This is a genomic window from Parabacteroides caeci (genome assembly GCF_023656795.1).
Classification (GTDB): domain Bacteria; phylum Bacteroidota; class Bacteroidia; order Bacteroidales; family Tannerellaceae; genus Parabacteroides; species Parabacteroides segnis.
In genome coordinates, this window is record NZ_JAMOKT010000060.1 from 1 (window position 1) to 17,380 (window position 17,380).

15 protein-coding genes and 1 pseudogene are annotated in these 17,380 nt (G+C 45.8%); 10 read left to right on the forward strand and 6 right to left on the reverse strand.

The features are described from left to right. The 4 genes and pseudogenes from NBH15_RS22930 to NBH15_RS22945 all read left to right on the forward strand — a co-directional run. Positions 1–205: pseudogene (locus NBH15_RS22930) on the forward strand (HlyD family efflux transporter periplasmic adaptor subunit); the annotation flags it as partial. Between the two features lie 48 nt (positions 206–253). After that, positions 254–1,225 carry a T9SS type A sorting domain-containing protein gene (locus tag NBH15_RS22935; protein WP_250823630.1) on the forward strand — a complete coding sequence of 324 codons (972 nt, stop codon included), beginning with the start codon at positions 254–256 and terminating at the stop codon, positions 1,223–1,225. A gap of 93 nt (positions 1,226–1,318) precedes the next feature. Then, positions 1,319–2,443: an aldose epimerase family protein gene (locus NBH15_RS22940; RefSeq protein WP_250823631.1), complete on the forward strand. Its 1,125-nt coding sequence runs from the start codon at positions 1,319–1,321 to the stop codon at positions 2,441–2,443. Positions 2,444–2,946: 503 nt separating this feature from the next. Beyond that, entirely contained in the window at positions 2,947–3,306 is a 360-nt protein-coding gene (locus NBH15_RS22945) for a hypothetical protein (RefSeq protein ID WP_128133436.1), read from the forward strand. A gap of 6 nt (positions 3,307–3,312) precedes the next feature. On the opposite strand, the gene porE is transcribed toward NBH15_RS22945, so the two are convergent. Both porE and NBH15_RS22955 read right to left on the reverse strand, forming a co-directional pair. Beyond that, positions 3,313–5,304 (reverse strand): PorE family type IX secretion system protein, encoded by a 1,992-nt coding sequence (gene porE, locus NBH15_RS22950; protein ID WP_128133435.1) that lies wholly within the window; start codon positions 5,302–5,304, stop codon positions 3,313–3,315. A 70-nt stretch (positions 5,305–5,374) separates the two neighbouring features. Beyond that, positions 5,375–6,592, reverse strand: a complete 1,218-nt coding sequence (locus NBH15_RS22955; RefSeq protein ID WP_250823632.1) for an S-adenosylmethionine:tRNA ribosyltransferase-isomerase — start codon at positions 6,590–6,592, stop codon at positions 5,375–5,377. 118 nt (positions 6,593–6,710) lie between these two features. Here NBH15_RS22955 and NBH15_RS22960 point away from each other — a divergent pair, with 118 nt between their 5' ends. From NBH15_RS22960 to NBH15_RS22970, 3 genes are all read left to right on the forward strand, one after another. Then, positions 6,711–7,784, forward strand: coding sequence for a DUF2027 domain-containing protein (locus NBH15_RS22960; RefSeq protein WP_186959068.1), 1,074 nt, complete (start codon positions 6,711–6,713; stop codon positions 7,782–7,784). 202 nt (positions 7,785–7,986) lie between these two features. After that, positions 7,987–8,463, forward strand: coding sequence for a CYTH domain-containing protein (locus tag NBH15_RS22965; RefSeq protein ID WP_250823633.1), 477 nt, complete (start codon positions 7,987–7,989; stop codon positions 8,461–8,463). 24 nt (positions 8,464–8,487) lie between these two features. Further along, positions 8,488–10,647 (forward strand): S46 family peptidase, encoded by a 2,160-nt coding sequence (locus NBH15_RS22970; RefSeq protein WP_250823634.1) that lies wholly within the window; start codon positions 8,488–8,490, stop codon positions 10,645–10,647. 123 nt (positions 10,648–10,770) lie between these two features. Here NBH15_RS22970 and NBH15_RS22975 read toward each other — a convergent pair whose 3' ends face one another. The 3 genes from NBH15_RS22975 to hemW all read right to left on the reverse strand — a co-directional run bounded on the left by NBH15_RS22975 (position 10,771) and on the right by hemW (position 12,776). Then, positions 10,771–10,941: a DUF8506 family protein gene (locus NBH15_RS22975; protein ID WP_007654848.1), complete on the reverse strand. Its 171-nt coding sequence runs from the start codon at positions 10,939–10,941 to the stop codon at positions 10,771–10,773. Continuing rightward, entirely contained in the window at positions 10,934–11,533 is a 600-nt protein-coding gene (locus NBH15_RS22980) for an ATPase (RefSeq protein ID WP_007654847.1), read from the reverse strand. Before NBH15_RS22980 ends, NBH15_RS22975 begins: the two co-directional genes overlap by 8 nt. Positions 11,534–11,648: 115 nt before the next feature. After that, entirely contained in the window at positions 11,649–12,776 is a 1,128-nt protein-coding gene (gene hemW, locus NBH15_RS22985; RefSeq protein WP_250823635.1) for a radical SAM family heme chaperone HemW, read from the reverse strand. Positions 12,777–12,957: 181 nt separating this feature from the next. Between hemW and fusA2 the strand changes: the two genes are divergently transcribed. Continuing rightward, on the forward strand, positions 12,958–15,114 hold the full coding sequence (gene fusA2, locus NBH15_RS22990) for an elongation factor G2 (RefSeq protein ID WP_186959065.1): 2,157 nt from the start codon (positions 12,958–12,960) through the stop codon (positions 15,112–15,114). A gap of 88 nt (positions 15,115–15,202) precedes the next feature. Here the strand turns inward: fusA2 and NBH15_RS22995 are convergent, their stop codons facing one another. Continuing rightward, complete coding sequence (locus NBH15_RS22995; protein WP_250823636.1) at positions 15,203–15,685, reverse strand: YkgJ family cysteine cluster protein; 483 nt, start codon at positions 15,683–15,685, stop codon at positions 15,203–15,205. 132 nt (positions 15,686–15,817) lie between these two features. Between NBH15_RS22995 and NBH15_RS23000 the strand changes: the two genes are divergently transcribed. Together NBH15_RS23000 and NBH15_RS23005 are read left to right on the forward strand one after the other, a co-directional pair. Then, a complete protein-coding gene (locus NBH15_RS23000) occupies positions 15,818–16,177 on the forward strand; it encodes a metallophosphoesterase family protein (RefSeq protein ID WP_250823637.1) in 360 nt (119 codons plus the stop codon). Then, on the forward strand, positions 16,174–17,328 hold the full coding sequence (locus tag NBH15_RS23005) for a glycosyltransferase family protein (protein WP_250823638.1): 1,155 nt from the start codon (positions 16,174–16,176) through the stop codon (positions 17,326–17,328). The genes NBH15_RS23000 and NBH15_RS23005 overlap by 4 nt, the downstream gene beginning before the upstream one ends. Positions 17,329–17,380 lie beyond the last annotated feature (52 nt).

Here is a 17,380-nt window from a genome sequence, read left to right on the forward strand (position 1 = left end):
GCGTTTGTCGTCAGTTTCGCTGGTGCCTTCGGAAGACAATTATATGGTGGAGATTGCCTTCCCGGACGGACTGACCACCAATTATAGGAAGAATCTGCCTGTTTCTTATGAAATGAAAGCCACTGCTGAAATTGTAACTGATGATGTACGTTTGATAGAACGTTTCTTCCAGCCACTAAAAAAGATATTGAAAGAGGGATTCTAACCTCTTTTTGTTATATTTGCCTTCTAAACCACTATAAAGTAATGTATTATGAGTAAATTTCTACTAAGGATTTTGTGCTGTGTCCTGATTATTAACGGAGCGGCTTTTTTTAGTTATGTTAGTGCCCAGTCTGTTCCCAATGGCGATTTCTCTGCTGAATGGGAGACCGGCTATAATGGAGTCGGCAAGCAACCTGCTTTCTGGAAAGCATCGAATGTCAGTCAGATGGGTGTGAAGAAAGAGTTGGTAACTCGCAATTCGGATGGCTCCGTGCAGTTGACCAACCAGTTTGTCGGTTTGTTCGGACTCGGAGCGCCTGCGCCTGCTTATATCTCTTTGGGAACTCCCTGGGTATATGCCAATATTTCGGATATATCCAAGAGTGACGGAGGAACAACCGGAGGATTGGAATTTACCCACCGTCCGGATTCTATTGTCGGCGTATTCAAACGTAAAGTTGTTGCGGAAGAGATAGGCTGGATGGTCCTTTATCTTTGGAAAGGAACAGTCGTTTCCCAAAGTCCGGATGGCAAAGAGTTGATCGATAATGAGAAAGACGTGCTGGCGGAGAATGGCTCTGTCACCCTGATCGGTAAAGCTGAATTTAAAATAGAAGGCGAGTTATCCGACTGGACGCGTATCTCGGTACCTGTCGACTACCTGTCGGAAGAAGCCCCGGAGAAGATGAATATAACTATATCCGGTGCCGATTACCGTAATCGCAGCCTGATAAAGGAGAATAACACCTTGTCGGTGCAAAGTGTGGAACTGATCTATAAAGACCCGGTTTCAACAGAAAAAGTACAATTGCCATCCGATTTGATTTCCGTCGTTGACAATATCCTGTATCTGAATGGTAATTACAAAAACCTGACGGTTTATGCAATGAGTGGAAAACAGGTCTACTATTCTGCCCGTCCGGGAGAAACCGTTTCCCTGTCCTCCCTTCCTGTTGGAATTTATTCCTTGAGAGTCGAAGGAGAACAAGGTGTGCAGACGATGAAGTTCCGGGTTCGTTAAAAGATATTATTATTCGGAGGATGAAGGAGATTCTGACTAGAATGGCGTATATTTGCCCTATATCCAACAAACACTTTAATTTATCAATTTGAAATGAAAAGACTATGTATGGCTGTTATGGCAATGTGTTTATTGCTGTCATGCGGCGAAAAAAGAGAAGAGGCTACACTCTCCGGGTTAATGAAGTCTGATTTTGTATCGGAAGTGGAAGGTAAGCCGACTGCCTTGTATGTGTTGAAGAATAAAAATGGGGCAGAGGCTTGTATTACAAACTACGGTGGACGCCTGGTTTCTGTAATGGTTCCGGATAAGAATGGCAAAATGACCGATGTCGTGCTGGGTTATGACAATATCGGGCAGTATGTGCAGTCAGACGGAAACTACGGTGCTTTGATCGGACGTTACGGAAACCGTATCAATCAGGGTAAGTTTACTTTGGATGATGTAGAATATACTCTTCCTCAAAATAACGGTGCGCATTGCCTGCATGGTGGTCCGCAGGGGTATCATGCCCGCATGTGGGATGCTAAGCAGCTGAACGACCAGGCGCTGGAGTTGACTTATCTTTCAAAAGACGGTGAAGCGGGTTTCCCCGGAAATCTGGATATCAAGGTTACTTATACACTGACAGATGACAATGCAGTCGGTATCAAATATGAAGCAACAACCGACAAGAAGACGGTTGTGAACCTGACAAACCATAGTTATTTCAATCTCTCCGGTGTTCCCGGTTCCGATGTGTTGGACCAGTTGGTTATGATTAATGCGGATAACTATACTCCGGTAGACAGTACCCTGATTCCAGTAGGTATCAGTCCTGTTGAAGGTACTCCGCTGGATTTGCGTACTCCGGTAGCTATCGGCAAACAGATTAACGACCCGTTCCAGCAATTACTGTTCGGGCGTGGGTATGACCTGAACTGGGTACTGAATACAAACGGCGATAAGAATGTTCTGGCAGCCAAGGCGTATTCTCCGACCAGCGGTATCGCTCTGGAAGTATATACCAATGAACCGGGTATCCAATTCTATACCGGAAACTTCATGGATGGAAAAGATACCGGAAAGCATGGTGTTTTATATCCGCATCGTGGTGCTTTGTGTCTTGAAACACAGCATTATCCGGACAGTCCCAATCACCCGGATTTCCCGAGTGTAGTGCTTAATCCGGGAGAAAAGTACCTCAGTGAATGTATTTATAAGTTTACGGTGGAGTAAGTAGTTCCAGTTTGTAGAAAGGAACGCGGACGACGCAGACGGAGCGCAGAATAACGCAGATAATATTTTAATTAATAAGTCTGCGTTATTCTGCGCTTTCTGCGTCGTCTGCGTCCGGTAATATCCTGTATATCTTTTTTTCTTGTTAATAATTCTTTGCAAAGAATATATATTATTGCTTTTAACTATCTTTGTTTCGTTCAATGGGGAAGCCGTCCTTTGAGTTTCGGTTACTCTCCAGGGGAACGATATGTAAGCGTTTAAGATATTATCTTTGGAACTGAAAATCGCCAAGTTTCTAGTCGGACGAAGATGATAGACAACTGAACGCTCACGCTTGTTATATATACTCCTGTATGTAGAATAGAGCGTGGGCTGTTGTCTTATTATTTGTTCGATGGGTGTTTGGCGATACCTCAGTTCCGAATAATGGATTAACAGTTTCCACGCTTCTTTATGATATAAAATGCCAAACGAGGGAAACGGGGCGGCTTGATTGACGTATGAATCCAAAAGAAAGAGAACGGATTGCTGTTTGCCGTGTTTTACTGGATATCGCCGAAGGAACGGAGGGCTATGCCTCCGTATCTGATTGTCCTCATTATCAACAGTTGCAGAATAAAATCCTTTTGACGGAGCAGGATTTCGAGAAGGCACGGGATACCTCGGTCCTGGAAAGTCTGGTGATCCTGAAAGGGGCGCATTACAACACCAAGATGATGCTGGCACTGACCGTATGTGACCTGTATTCGGAGTATATGGTTATTCCGCTTAACTACCGCCTGGTTTTCGAAACATTGATGAGTGCGATTGACTGGCCCATCTCTTTTTCCGAAGTGCTGGCGAAGAGTAAAACGGAATAACGACTTTTAGAACAGGTTATAGTTTGTTCTGAGTACTTTAAATTCTGTGCGGCGGTTTATCTGGTCTGCTATTTCCTGTTGTTCGGGAGTCAGCGTCAGGATAAACTCTTCCGTCAATACATCTCCTTCATTCAGGAAATCGTAGTTCTTAGCCATTTTCTTATTGATAACTTTCGGTACGCTTTCGCCATAGCCTTTGGCTTCCAGGCGTTCTTTTTCGATACCTCCTGCAATCAGGTAATCCACCACTGATTGGGCGCGGCGTTGTGCCAGACGTTCGTTATACTGGTCGCTTCCTTTACGGTCGGTATGAGCTCCCAACTCGATTGTCACGTTCGGGTTATCGTTCAGCATCTTGATCATTTCATCCAGCGCCTTCTGTGATTCGGGGCGCAGGGTTGCTTTGTCGAAGTCATAGAAGATATTTTCGATAACTACCGGTTTGCTTATCGGGGAGAGGTAGAAGTCTACGATATACGTCTCGTTCTTTTCTTCCGGTCCGGTTTTCAGTTCGAAATTCTGGTTGAGGTAACCGCGGGCGCTTGCCATCATTACGTAACGGATGTCACGTTCCAGTTCTACGCGGTAGGTTCCGTCTTTTTTTGCCAGTACTTTTTCGTTCAGACCGTCTTTACCGACGATGCGGACTGTTGCGTCTTCAATCGGATTCTCGTCCACATCAAACACGATACCTTCGATAAAGATGGTTATGATAGGAAGCTCGAATGAGTACAGGTGGTCGTAGCCGCGGGCGTCATTGCGGTTGGAGCTGAAAAAGCCTTTTTCCTTATCTCCTTCGAAGGTGATACCGAAATCGTCTCCCATCGAGTTGATGGGTGCTTTCAGATTCTCGACATGCCATTTGCCGGTGCTGTCCTGGGTCGCTTTGAACAGGTCCAGTCCGCCCATGCCCGGATGGCCGTTGGAGGCGAAATAGAGTGTGACGGAATCGCGTACGTACGGAAACATTTCGTCGCCGGGCGTATTGATGTCCGGCCCTAGGTTTTCCATGGGGCCGAAGTCATTACCTACGAGCCGGGAGCGGAATATATCTTTTCCTCCGAAACCGCCGACAGCGTCCGATACATAATACAGGTATTTCCCGTCGGGTGAGACTGCCGGGTGTCCCAGGGCAGTAACCGAGTCTTTCACGATGCTGGCACGCGTCCCTTTTCCCCATTTGGCGCTGCTGCGGGTGGATACATATATTTCTGACGTGCGCGGTCCTTCCGGGTCCTGTGCGCAGTAGGTGTAGTACATGGTGTTGCCGTCTTTGGAGAAAGAAGGGGTTCCTTCATCAAATTCGGTGTTTACTTCATCTTCCAGTTCGACGGGGGCGAGCCAGTTGCCCTGTTCATCCTGTTTGACCAGGAAGAAATCGTTGTTTCGCTGGCCGGTGATGGCACTGATCGTTTCGTCTTTGTCCTTGTTGGCACCTTTCGGTGTACGGGAAGAGGTGAAGTAGAGTTGGTCGTATTTCTCACCGTAAAGCATCGGGCAGAATTCGCCGCGGCGGGAGTTGAATTTCTCCATCCGCTTGACGATATAACGGTTCGGGTTTTGTTTCCATTGCGGGGCCAGTTCGCTTCCTTTGATACCGTTAAGGGCCAGTTGACTTTCCGGGTTTAATAACAGGAAGTCGTTGTAATGGCGTATGGCGTCCATATATTTTCCGCTTTTCTGGTACATCTGTCCCAGGCGCAGGCTCACGATACTGTCGGGATAGTCATAACGCAGCGCATTCATATAGGCACTGGTCGCCCTCGGGGTGTTATTGATAAGCCGGTTACATTCAGCCATCCGGTAGGCGATGTACCCGCGTAAGTCCCGTTTCTGCGGAGACGTTTTCGTATACACCTTCCGATAAATAGCCGCCGCCTCAAAGTATTCACCAATCCGTTGCTTCTCTTCTGCATCGCTCAGCTTCGCCGATTTGCAGGAAAACAGCAGTAATGCGGTTAAAAACAGTAGTATATAGGGAGTAATCTTCTTATTCATCACCGGATAATCTTTATATTATGTAATAACGAACGGATTGATAGGATATTGCCCGGACCGGGATTCATTATTATAATAGCAGCGAACTATCCCCATAACTCAAAAAACGGAAATCATGTCCCAGGGCATAATCATAGATGTTTTTCCAATCGCCTTTTACGAAGGCTGAGATTAACAGCAGTAAAGTGCTTTTCGGCTGGTGGAAGTTGGTGACGATTCCCTTTACAATCTTGAATTCATATCCCGGGGCAATGATAATCTGCGTGGCTGTAATCAGCGTATTTAGCTGGTGTTTGTCCAGATAATCGAGTATGTTTTGCAAAGCCTCGGCCGGTGTCAGGCGGTTATTGGCGTCCTCATACGGCATCCATTGTCTGACAATCAGCTCTTCGGAAGTCGCATCCGGATGGGCGGCAAGCGTGACGCCGATATAATACAGGCTTTCGAGCGTGCGGACAGAAGTCGTGCCGACAGCAATGATTTTGCCGAAATTCTGCATTACCCGTTCAATAGTGCTGCGGTGTACGGAGATATATTCGGTATGCATCTCGTGTCCTTCTATCGTTTCGCTCTTGACAGGTTTGAATGTCCCGGCCCCGACATGCAACGTCAGTTCTTCACGACCGAAACCTTTGGCATCCAGGTCGGCCAGTACTTCCGGTGTGAAATGAAGCCCGGCTGTCGGTGCGGCAACCGAACCTTTTATCTTGGAGTAAACGGTCTGATAAGTCTTTAGATCACTTTCTTCCGTTTTCCGGTGAAGATACGGAGGTATCGGAAGTTCTCCCGCAGCATCCAGTACTTCGGCAAAGCTGAAACCGCCATCCCAACTGAAACGTATCTGATGCGTCTCTCCGTAACTCTGCACTTTTTCGGCAGATAGTCTGACCGTCTGGCCCGCGACGGTAATCTCCCGGGAAAGAACCGGCTCCTTCCATTTTTTAGCGTTTCCTATCAGGCAAATCCAGTTACATGCTTCTGTCTGCTGAAAGATGAGTTCATAATCGTGCGGGGCGGCAGGGTCGAGGCAGAACACTTCGATTTGTGCCCCTGTTGCACGTTGGAATAACAATCGTGCCTGGATTACGCGGGTATTGTTGAATACCATCAGTGAGCCTTCCGGCAGATAATCCGTAATATGCTTGAAGACGCTTTCGCTGACCTTTCCGTCACGGTAAAGTAATAATTTGGACTCGTCCCGCTTGGGGAGGGGAAAATTGGCGATTCGTTCATCAGGCAACGAATAATTATAATCTTCAATACTTATCTGTTGAGTTTTTGTAACCATTGCTATCTCTGTTTATCAGGCACATTCTTGTTGAACCCGGGTGCAAAAGTACAAATTTGTATGATATTATGGTATAATGAAGTATCTTTGTCGATACGAAATATAAACGACAAAAGCTATGAGTAATATAAAGGTAGGTGATAAAGTCCGCTTCCTGAATACAACGGGAGGCGGTATCGTGCGTGGTTTTAAAGGAAAAGACCAGGTACTGGTGGAAGATGAAGACGGATTCGACATTCCGGCGCTGATTCGTGAATGCGTTGTGGTTGGCGGAGAGAATGAGATGCAGGTGCATAGTTCGAACCGTCCGAAAGTACAGCCGCAACCGCAGGTGCAACAGTCGGCCCCTAAACCGCAGCCGAAACAGGAGGAAGTGAAAATAGAAGAAACAGCCGAGGGGGAACGGATGAATATCTACCTGGCTTATCTTCCGCTCGAACCGACAAAGGTCATGCAGCAAAGCGGTTATGAAGCCTATTTCATCAACGACAGCAACTACTATCTGTTCTTCAACTATATGAACCGCCATAACAACAGCTGGGTCAGCCGTTACAATGGTCTGATAGAACCGAATACGAAAATCTTCCTGGAAGAATTCGGCAAGGAAGACCTGAACGACCTCGAACGGATATGCGTGCAGTTGATTGCTTTCAAGAAGGACAAACCTTATTCCCTGAAGAACTCCATCTCTGTAGAGTTACATCTCGATACGGTCAAGTTCTATAAGCAGCATTGTTTTATGGAAAACGATTTCTTCGAGGAAGACGCAATGGTGTATCCCATCGTTCGCAACGACGTGCCGGAAAAGGAATTGCTTGTTTCTGCGGCCGACCTGAAAGAGGCGATGTATCAGAAAGCTCAGGAAGACCGTCGTGCCTCCCAGACTATCGTGAAGAAGAAATCGGACAGCGCCGTATTGGAAGTCGACTTGCATATCACGGAACTGCTGGACAATACAAACGGATTGAGCAACGCGGATATGCTGACCTACCAGTTGGATAAATTTCATGAAATACTGGGTAAGTACGCAAATCATAAAGGACAAAAGATTGTCTTTATCCACGGCAAAGGGGATGGCGTTCTGCGTAAAGCGATAGAAAAGGAACTGAAAACAAGATACAAACAATACTATTATCAGGATGCTTCTTTCCGTGAATACGGTTTTGGTGCCACTATGGTGACTATCAAATAAGAATTACCTCCTGATAAACAGCCAATAACAACCGGGTAAATCTTATTTACCTTTGCAGGAAATCTGTTGCCGACAGTGTCGAAAGCTTTGCCGACAGCGTCGATAATTTTGCTGACAGTGTCGACAATATTGCCGACGTCGTCGGCAACAACTTCCCTGCTGAGGAAAAAGGTATTAGCTCCGGTTTATAACAGCAACAGCTATGGCAACCGAAATAGAAAGGAAATTCATTGTAAAGGGAGACTTCTCTAAAGATGTCTGCAATTCCCAGCGTATCGTGCAAGGTTACATCTGTTCGCAACCCGGTCGTACGGTGCGTATCCGTATAAGAGGTGAGAAAGGTTTTCTTACCATTAAAGGCCCTTCCGATGATAAAGGCCTGAGCCGTTACGAGTTCGAGCAGGAGATTCCTTTGCCGGATGCCGAACAGCTTCTGACCCTCTGTGAACCGGGAGCTATCGACAAAGTGCGCCATCTGGTCCGCGCCGGCAAACATACCTGGGAGGTCGATGTCTTTCACGGAGCCAACGAAGGCCTGGTTATGGCCGAAATAGAACTGGCCTCCGAAGATGAGCCGTTTGAGAAACCCGACTGGATAGGGGAAGAGGTCAGTGGCGTCCGTAGATATTACAACTCGATGCTGACTAAGGAACCCTATTCCCAATGGACAAAGAAATAATAATAATTTAAACAATAAAACACCATGAAGAAAATCTTATTATCCGTTCTGGCCGCCGCTTTGTCATTGCCCGCTGTTGCGGATGAAGGCATGTGGTTGCTTCCGTTGCTCCAGCAGCAGAAGTTTCCGGAAATGCAGGCGCTGGGACTTAAATTGCAGGATTACGATATCTACAGTCCTGATTCCGCATCCCTGAAAGATGCAGTCGTTATCTTCGGCGGAGGCTGTACAGGTGAAATCGTTTCGCCGGACGGCCTGTTGCTGACAAATCATCATTGCGGATACGGCCAGATACAACAACACAGTACGCTGGAACATGATTATCTTACCGATGGCTTTTGGGCGACAACCCGCGATCAGGAATTGCCGAACCCCGGACTGACCGTCACCTTCATCGACAAGATAGAAGATGTAACCGACTATGTAAAGAAAGAACTGGAGAAAGATACAGACCCGCAAAGTATGAACTTCCTTTCCCCGAAATACCTGAACGGGCTGGCGAAAGCCAAAGTCGGAGAAAAGTTCCTGCAGGATAATCCCGGTACGGAAGTAGAGATTAAGGCCTTCTACGGAGGTAACGTATATTATATGTTTACGAAGAAAATCTATTCCGACATCCGTCTGGTCGGTGCTCCCCCTTCATCTGTCGGTAAGTTCGGTGCGGATACCGACAACTGGATGTGGCCGCGTCATACCGGCGACTTCTCCGTCTTCCGTGTTTATGCCGATGCGAACGGTAATCCGGCGGAATATTCCGAATCGAATGTCCCGCTACGTCCGAAACGCTGGTTTAAAATATCCGTCAAAGGTGTTGAAGAAGACGATTATGCCATGATGATGGGATTTCCCGGCCGCACAAACAAGTACTATACCTCCTGGGAGGTGGCCGAACGTCGCGATATAGACAATACTGTCCGTATCAATATCCGTAACCTTCGCCAGGAAGTCATGTTGGACGAGATGCTGAAAGACCCTTCTGTCCGTATCCAGTACGCCAGCAAGTATGCCGGTTCGACCAATGCCTATAAGAATGCTATCGGAAGCAACTGGGCAATAAAGAAACGTAACTTCGAGCAGGTAAAGAAAGAAGAACAAGACCGTCTGATTGCCTGGGCGCAAAAGAATAACGAATCAAGCTACCCGGAAGCCTTGTCGACCCTTGAACAGATAGTTTCCGACCGGAAAGACCTCCGTTTCCGTAGCTGGATGCTGGATGAGGCCATCCAGCGTGGAATTGAATTTACAAAAGTACCGACAGAGGTGCAGTCCGTCAGTGATGCCCTGAGCGGAAAAGACCGCAACGAGCAACAGAAACAAATCCGTCTGCTGGATATGGCTTACCATCGTTTCGCCGATAAGGATTATGCCCCGGAAGTAGACAAGAAGATTGCAAAAGTTATGCTGAAGGAATACCGCCGCCTGGTTCCCGCAAAGTCCCAGCCAGCTTATTTCTCTTTGATTGACAAGAAATTCAAGGGTGATGTAGACCGTTTTGTAGATTACCTGTTCGAAAAATCTATCTACGGAAGCGAAGAGAACTTCGACAAGTTCAAAACGCGCCCTTCCGTGAAAGCTCTGGAGCAGGACCCGATGATCTTGTTTGCCAAATCTGTGCAGGAGGAAAAAGCGAATCTGAATGCCGCCCTGGCTGATTTCGATACCGGATATGCGTTGGCTCATAAAGAATATGTAAAAGGATTGCTGGCAATGTATCAGGATAAAGCCAATTTCCCCGATGCCAATTTCTCTCTGCGCCTGACCTATGGACAGGTGAAAGGTTATCGTCCGAAGGATGCCGTTTATTATAACTGCCAGACCACTCTGGACGGTGTGATGGAAAAGGAAGATTCTACGAATTGGGAGTTTGTTGTACCGTCCCGCCTGAAAGCGCTTTATGAAGCCAAAGACTTCGGCCGCTATCAGATGCCCGACGGACGAATGCCGGTAGCCTTCAGCGCAACGACCCATACTACCGGAGGTAATTCCGGCAGTCCTGTCCTGAATGCGAACGGCGAACTGATTGGTATCAACTTCGACCGTAACTGGGAAGGTGTAGGCGGCGATATCCAGTACTTGCCGGACTATCAGCGCAGTATCATCGTCGATATCCGTTATGTATTATTCCTGATCGACAAATATGCCGGAGCCGGCTATCTGCTGGAGGAGATGGATTTGGTAGAATAATAGGAAAGAAATCTGAATTCCGGATAGCAGGATGTGAACGTCTGGCTATCTGGGATAGGATTAAAGTCATAAAAAAAGCGAATGATTGATACAATCACTCGCTTTTTTTATATTCTGATATAATTAAAACATGCCTTTTTCAAGTTCAGCTGCTTTTACGCGGAAAATATATCCGTTACGTGAGAATACTAATTCTCCGTCTTCTTTCTTTTTCTGGTTAACTAAGCGTTGAAAAGCTATATTGGCTCCTTTAACTATATTCTCTTCAAATTCTCTTACTTCTTGTTCACTCATGATGTTCAAGTTTAGTGTAAATATCCGAATTATATATCTCTTTTTTTTCATTCTTGAATCCTTTGGCGATTACTTCCATCGGAGACATAGAATTGTCTGTTACCATCCAATAATCACTAATGGGGATATATAGTTCAAAAAGATTGTGAATACCCGCCTCGTATCTGCGACGGATAGTACTTTCCGGTATGTTATGACCACCGGCAGCCACTCTCATTTTTACCCGTTCCACTGCCAAATCCGGCGTATTCAACCAGAAATATAACAATGTCACATAATATCCTTCCCTTTGTGCTTCCCTGATCAGGTTTGCGACTGATCGGGTGGCGAGCGTAGTTTCCATTGCAAAAGTCTCACCGGCTGCGATGAGTTCTTTGATGCGCTTATACATAATACGGCTTGCTTCTACAGCTACGGCGATACTATCTGCATTAAAAGGGGAAAGCCCCTTGGCTATCTCGTCGGAATTCACGAACTCCTTACACTTCAACATTTCTGGAAGTATTGTAAAGGAAGCCGTTGTTTTTCCTGCTCCGTTGCAACCTGATATTATATATAAATATGGCACTATTTGCTGCTTTTGACAGGGCAAATATAGATAATAGTTTTATATGTTGTACAATTTATTTCTCAAAAATCGTGAAAATGTGCAGAATTTGTACGAATAACCCCGCATTTCGTTGTTTCGGAGGGCTGTTTTGTTAAAATTAGACCCATAAAAGGTCGCTCATGATGCCATCGGAGATAAAAATCCCTTCCCTGGAAAGGAGTAAAGTTTCGCCTTTTTGAATAAGCAGGCCCTGTTTAAGGTAAGGGGCTGCCTGCTTTTGGCAGTAGGCAAGTTTCTCTTTTCCGAACAGTCTTTGAATTTCAATTAAACTGACGCCCCACATGGTGCGAAGTCCGGTGATAATGAAGTCATTGTAGCGGGTGTTTAAATCCAGTTCCTCTATTTCTATGTCGGGTGAACCGCTGTCGATTCCCCGGAGATAGGCTGGGAGTGAGGATATATTCCATTGGCGGCTTATTCCGTTATAGGAATGGGCGGACGGGCCTATCCCCAGGTATTTCCTGCCGGTCCAGTACGAGCTGTTATGGCGGGAGAGCATTCCGGGACGTGCAAAGTTGGATATTTCATACTGCTGATATCCGTTTGCCGTCAGCCGTTCTATCAGTGAGGTGAAAAGGGCTACGCTGACCTCTTCTTCTACGGGAGAAATCTTTCCGGCTTCCTTTAGTTTATATAAAGCCGTTCCTTCTTCATATATTAAATGGTAAGCGGAGATATGTGGAATGTCGAGCCGGATAGCGGTGTCGAGATTGGCTTCCCATTCTTTTACTGTCTGCCCCGGCAGGCCGTATATCAGGTCGATGCTGATATTTGATAAGCCGTTCTCCTTGCATAACTCGACTGCCCGCAAGGCCTGTTCCCGGTTATGGCGACGGTTCAGGAAGCGGAGGTCCTCTTCCTTGAAACTTTGTACTCCCATACTGACACGGTTAAAGGGTAGTGAGCGCAGGGAGGCCACATATTCGGGTGTCATATCGTCCGGATTGGCTTCCAGAGTGATTTCCTGACAATGGCTTACATCGAAAAGCCGGTGGATGGCATTGAATATACGGTCGAAATCTATTGCCTCCAGTTGGGATGGTGTCCCGCCACCGAAATAAATGGTTTCGACAGGTTCGCCATCCGTATACTCCTTGCGTAATTCCAGTTCACGGACCACGGCGGCAAGGTATGGCTCTTTGTACTTCATCTCCGTATTGGAGAAAAAATCGCAGTACAAACAACGTTTTGCACAAAAGGGAATATGGATATAAAGACCTGCCATATTATACATATATTTAATGGCAAAAGTAGTGAATCTATCTCTGATTTCATAGGCCTGTTACATAACATAGTTCTCAAACACGGGGCAGATAATTGTTTTTTTCCTGTACATTCTCTAATTTGCGGCCTCGTGAGTAATTCACGTAATGATATTTATTGTTAAACTCAAAATACCTGATATCATGAAAGTATACCAAACAAACGAAATTAAGAACATCTCTATCTTGGGAAGTTCGGGCTCTGGGAAAACCACTCTCGCTGAAGCAATGCTTTACGAGGGTGGAGTTATAAAACGTCGTGGCTCTGTGGACGGAGGAAATACAGTGAGCGACTATTTCCCGGTTGAGAAAGAGTATGGATACTCAGTGTTCTCAACCGTTTTCAGTGTTGAGTGGCAAGACAGGAAGCTGAACTTTATCGATTGTCCGGGTTCGGATGACTTTATCGGTGGAGCTGTTTCAGCCCTGAACGTTACCGATACGGCACTGATGGTTTTGAATGCCCAGTATGGTGTGGAAGTGGGAACAATGAACCAGTTCCGGTATACAGAACAATTTCATAAACCCGTTATCTTCGTTGTCAATCAGTTGGATAACGATAAAGCGGACTACGACGGAACAATTGCCCAGCTGAGAGATCAGTTTGGCAGTAAGATTGTTCCTATCCAGTATCCGGTTAATACAGGAGCCTCTTTCAATGCCGTTGTCGATGTGTTGAAAATGAAGATGTATCGTTGGAAACCCGAAGGCGGTGTACCTGACGTACTGGAAATTCCGGCAGAAGAGATGGACAAAGCCATGGAACTTCACAAAGCGCTCGTTGAGGCAGCAGCCGAAAATGACGATATGCTGATGGAAAAGTTCTTCGAAGAAGGCACTTTGAGCGAAGACGATATGCGTGCCGGTATCCGTGCCGGTTTGGTTATCCGCGGTATGTTCCCGGTATTCTGCGTTTGTGCTGGACGTGATATGTGCGTTCGCCGTACGTTGGAATTCCTTGGAAATGTGGTTCCTTGTACCGATAAGATGCCTCGTCCGGTAACAACCGAAGGCGTGGAGGTTACTCCTGTAGCCGATGGCCCGACGAGTCTGTTCTTCTTCAAGACTACTATAGAACCGCATATCGGCCAGGTTTCCTATTTTAAAGTGATATCAGGAAAAGTAAAAGCAGGAGACGATTTGCTGAATGCCGACCGTGGTTCGAAAGAACGTATCGCACAGTTATTCTCCGTTGCCGGACAGACTCGTAACGAAGTGTCTGAAATGGTGGCAGGCGATATCGGTGCAACAGTGAAGTTGAAAGATGTGCGTCGCGGTAATACCCTGAATGGTAAGGGATGCGATTATAAATTCGACTTTATCAAATATCCGGACCCGAAATACCGCCGTGCCGTTAAGCCGGTTAATGAGTCGGATGCGGAAAAGATGATGGAAATCCTGAACCGTATGCGTGAAGAAGACCCGACATGGGTTATCGAACAGTCTAAGGAATTGAAACAGACAATCGTTTCCGGACAGGGAGAATTCCACTTGCGTACGTTGAAATGGAGAATTGAAAATAATGATAAGCTGCCGATTGAGTATCTTGAACCGAAGATTCCGTATCGTGAAACCATTACAAAGGCTGCCCGTGCTGACTATCGTCATAAGAAACAGTCCGGTGGTGCAGGCCAGTTCGGTGAAGTTCACTTGATTGTAGAACCTTATTATGAAGGTATGCCGGCTCCGGATATGTATCGTTTCGGCGGACAGGAATATAAAATTAGCGTACGTGATACGCAAACTATTGATTTGGACTGGGGTGGTAAGCTGGTATTTATTAACAGTATCGTTGGTGGAGCCATCGATGCCCGTTTCTTGCCGGCTATTCTGAAAGGTATTATGGCACGTATGGAACAGGGACCGTTGACCGGTTCGTACGCCCGTGATGTGCGCATCATTGTCTATGATGGCAAGATGCATCCGGTAGACAGTAATGAAATTTCTTTCATGTTGGCCGGTCGTAATGCCTTCAGTACTGCCTTTAAAGAAGCTGGTCCAAAGATTCTCGAACCTGTTTATGATGTAGAAGTTTCCGTTCCGGGTGATTATCTGGGTGATGTAATGAGCGACTTGCAAGGACGCCGTGCCATCATTATGGGTATGAACAGTGAAAAAGGCTTTGAAAAGTTGTTGGCTAAAGTTCCTTTAAAAGAAATGTCCAACTATTCAACTTCTTTGAGTTCTATTACCGGTGGCCGTGCTTCATTCACAATGAAGTTCTCTGCTTACGAACTTGTACCGTCAGATGTACAGGATAAGCTGTTGAAGGCTTACGAAGCTACTCAGTCAGAAGATTGATTAATAAATTAGTATCTAACTATAAGGCATCCTCTTTGGGGGATGCCTTTTTTGTTTCTTTTAGCTGGTATCGCAAGTCGTTTTTTCCTTAAAACTCCTGTTTCAACTGCTCTAACGTATGGAATACTGCCGGGCAGGTCTCTGCATTCTTAATTGTCAGTGCATGTATCTGGTAGAACTTTTTCCGGTCCGTATGCGGATATTCCCGGCAGGCTTTCGGACGGTCCTCATAAATACTGCAATAATTATCGCTTCCCAGGAAGGGGCAAGGTATTGAACGGAATACATACTCCTTATCTTCGTCGATATGCAAATGTCGTTGAACGACTTCGTGTGGTTTGATACGCAAGGCTTGTGCAATCCGTTCGATATCACGGTCTGTGATGCGCGGTCCCAATGTTCGGCAGCAATTCCCGCAGTCCAGGCAATTGATAGAATCGAATACCTCCTGGTGAATGGCATGTATCGTGTCGTCCAGTTCCCGGTGACGGTTCTTCTTGATAGATTTGAAAAAAGTCTTTGTTTCCTTCTCTACTTTTTTAGCTCTCTCAGGGAGGGAGTTAATATCCATAAAATGATTATGTTTCAATTTGAAAAGGCAAATGTAAGCATTTACGGTGGAAAAAGAAAAAGCATCTTCATACGGTTGTTGCAATGCTGTAACAGCGGTTGCGTTTCTTTGTGTAGTGTAAATATCTTACGTATGAAACTAAGAAAATATTATCCGACCGTTGTGCTTTTTGACATTCACCTGGGTTCTGAACATTCCAAGACGAAAGAAGTAACCAATTTCCTTAAACATATTGACTGCGACCGTCTGATTCTGGTAAAACTGGCACAGACCAAACGCCTTGACGGAATTATCTGCGTTCATATTCATCAGGCGGCAAATGTCCGGTACGGCAATGTTCATTACCTGAATTCCGGCGATTGGGTGGAAAGCATGACTGCCCTGGTTGAAAATGAACAAGGAGAATGGAATATTCTGACTTACAATAAGGCAGAGTACGATATGGAGGAAGAATCTGTTTCAAAACCTGTATTATATGCTGAAGTGATATGAAAATGCTGTTTATCATACAAGGGGAGGGTAGAGGTCATCTGACACAAGCCTTGTCTCTCCGGCAGAAGCTGACGGACGAAGGTCATCAGGTTGTCGGTGTGCTTGTCGGGAAAAGTCCGGCTCGTTGTATCCCTGATTTCTTTATGGAGAAAATCAATGCACCGGTCTATTCTTTTGAAAGTCCGAACTTTCTGCCTACGGCAAAGAATAAACAGGTTAATTTGCTGAAAAGTATAGGATATAATGTATTGCGACTGCATAAATATACGGCTAGTATACACTATATTAACCGGATGATAAAGGAAACAGGTGCAGATGTGGTAATCAATTTTTATGAGTTGTTGACGGGGCTGACTTATTTGTTTTGCCGTCCGAAAGCGATGATGGTTTGCATTGCTCACCAGTATCTTTTTCTGCATCCTGATTTCTCTTTTCCCAAGCTGAATGCAGTCTCTTTATCTTTGTTGAAGTTTTTTACCCGTGTAACGGCTATTGGTGCTACGAAAAAGCTGGCCCTGTCATTTCGGAAAATGCGCGAAGTTCCGGCAGATAAGATGGTGGTAGTACCTCCTTTATTGCGTAAGGAAATAATAAATAAGACTCCTCGAAAAGGAAACTATCTGCATGGCTATTTGTTGAATAGCGGATTCGGTGAGGAGGTGAAAGAGTGGCATACTGCTCATCCGGAGGTTCCGATGCATTTCTTTTGGGATAAGCGGGAAGCCAAAGAAACCACAAAGATTGACGATACACTTTCTTTTCATCAGTTGAACGATATTCGTTTTGTCAAATATATGGCAAATGCCAAAGCGTATGCAACGACAGCCGGTTTCGAATCTGTTTGCGAAGCGATGTATCTGGATAAGCCTGTCCTGATGGTTCCAACCCATATTGAACAGGCCTGTAATGCTCATGATGCATCTTTGTCGGGAGCGGGTACGGTGGCCGAACACTTCGATTTGGATGCTTTGCTGCATTTATCAGAAACCCACCAGCCGAATCCCGTATTCCGCCATTGGGTACAGCAGGCGGATTGGTTAATCCTGCGTGAATTTCGTGAAGATTTGCTGAGGGAGGAGATGCCGTTATCCGTTTGGCATCGCTTGTCTATGCATTGGGTGTATAGGGTGACGAAGACATTTTCGATTTAACCGGTATCGCATTTTTGTGATAAGTTTTTATTGCGTTAAAGCGGTAATGGCT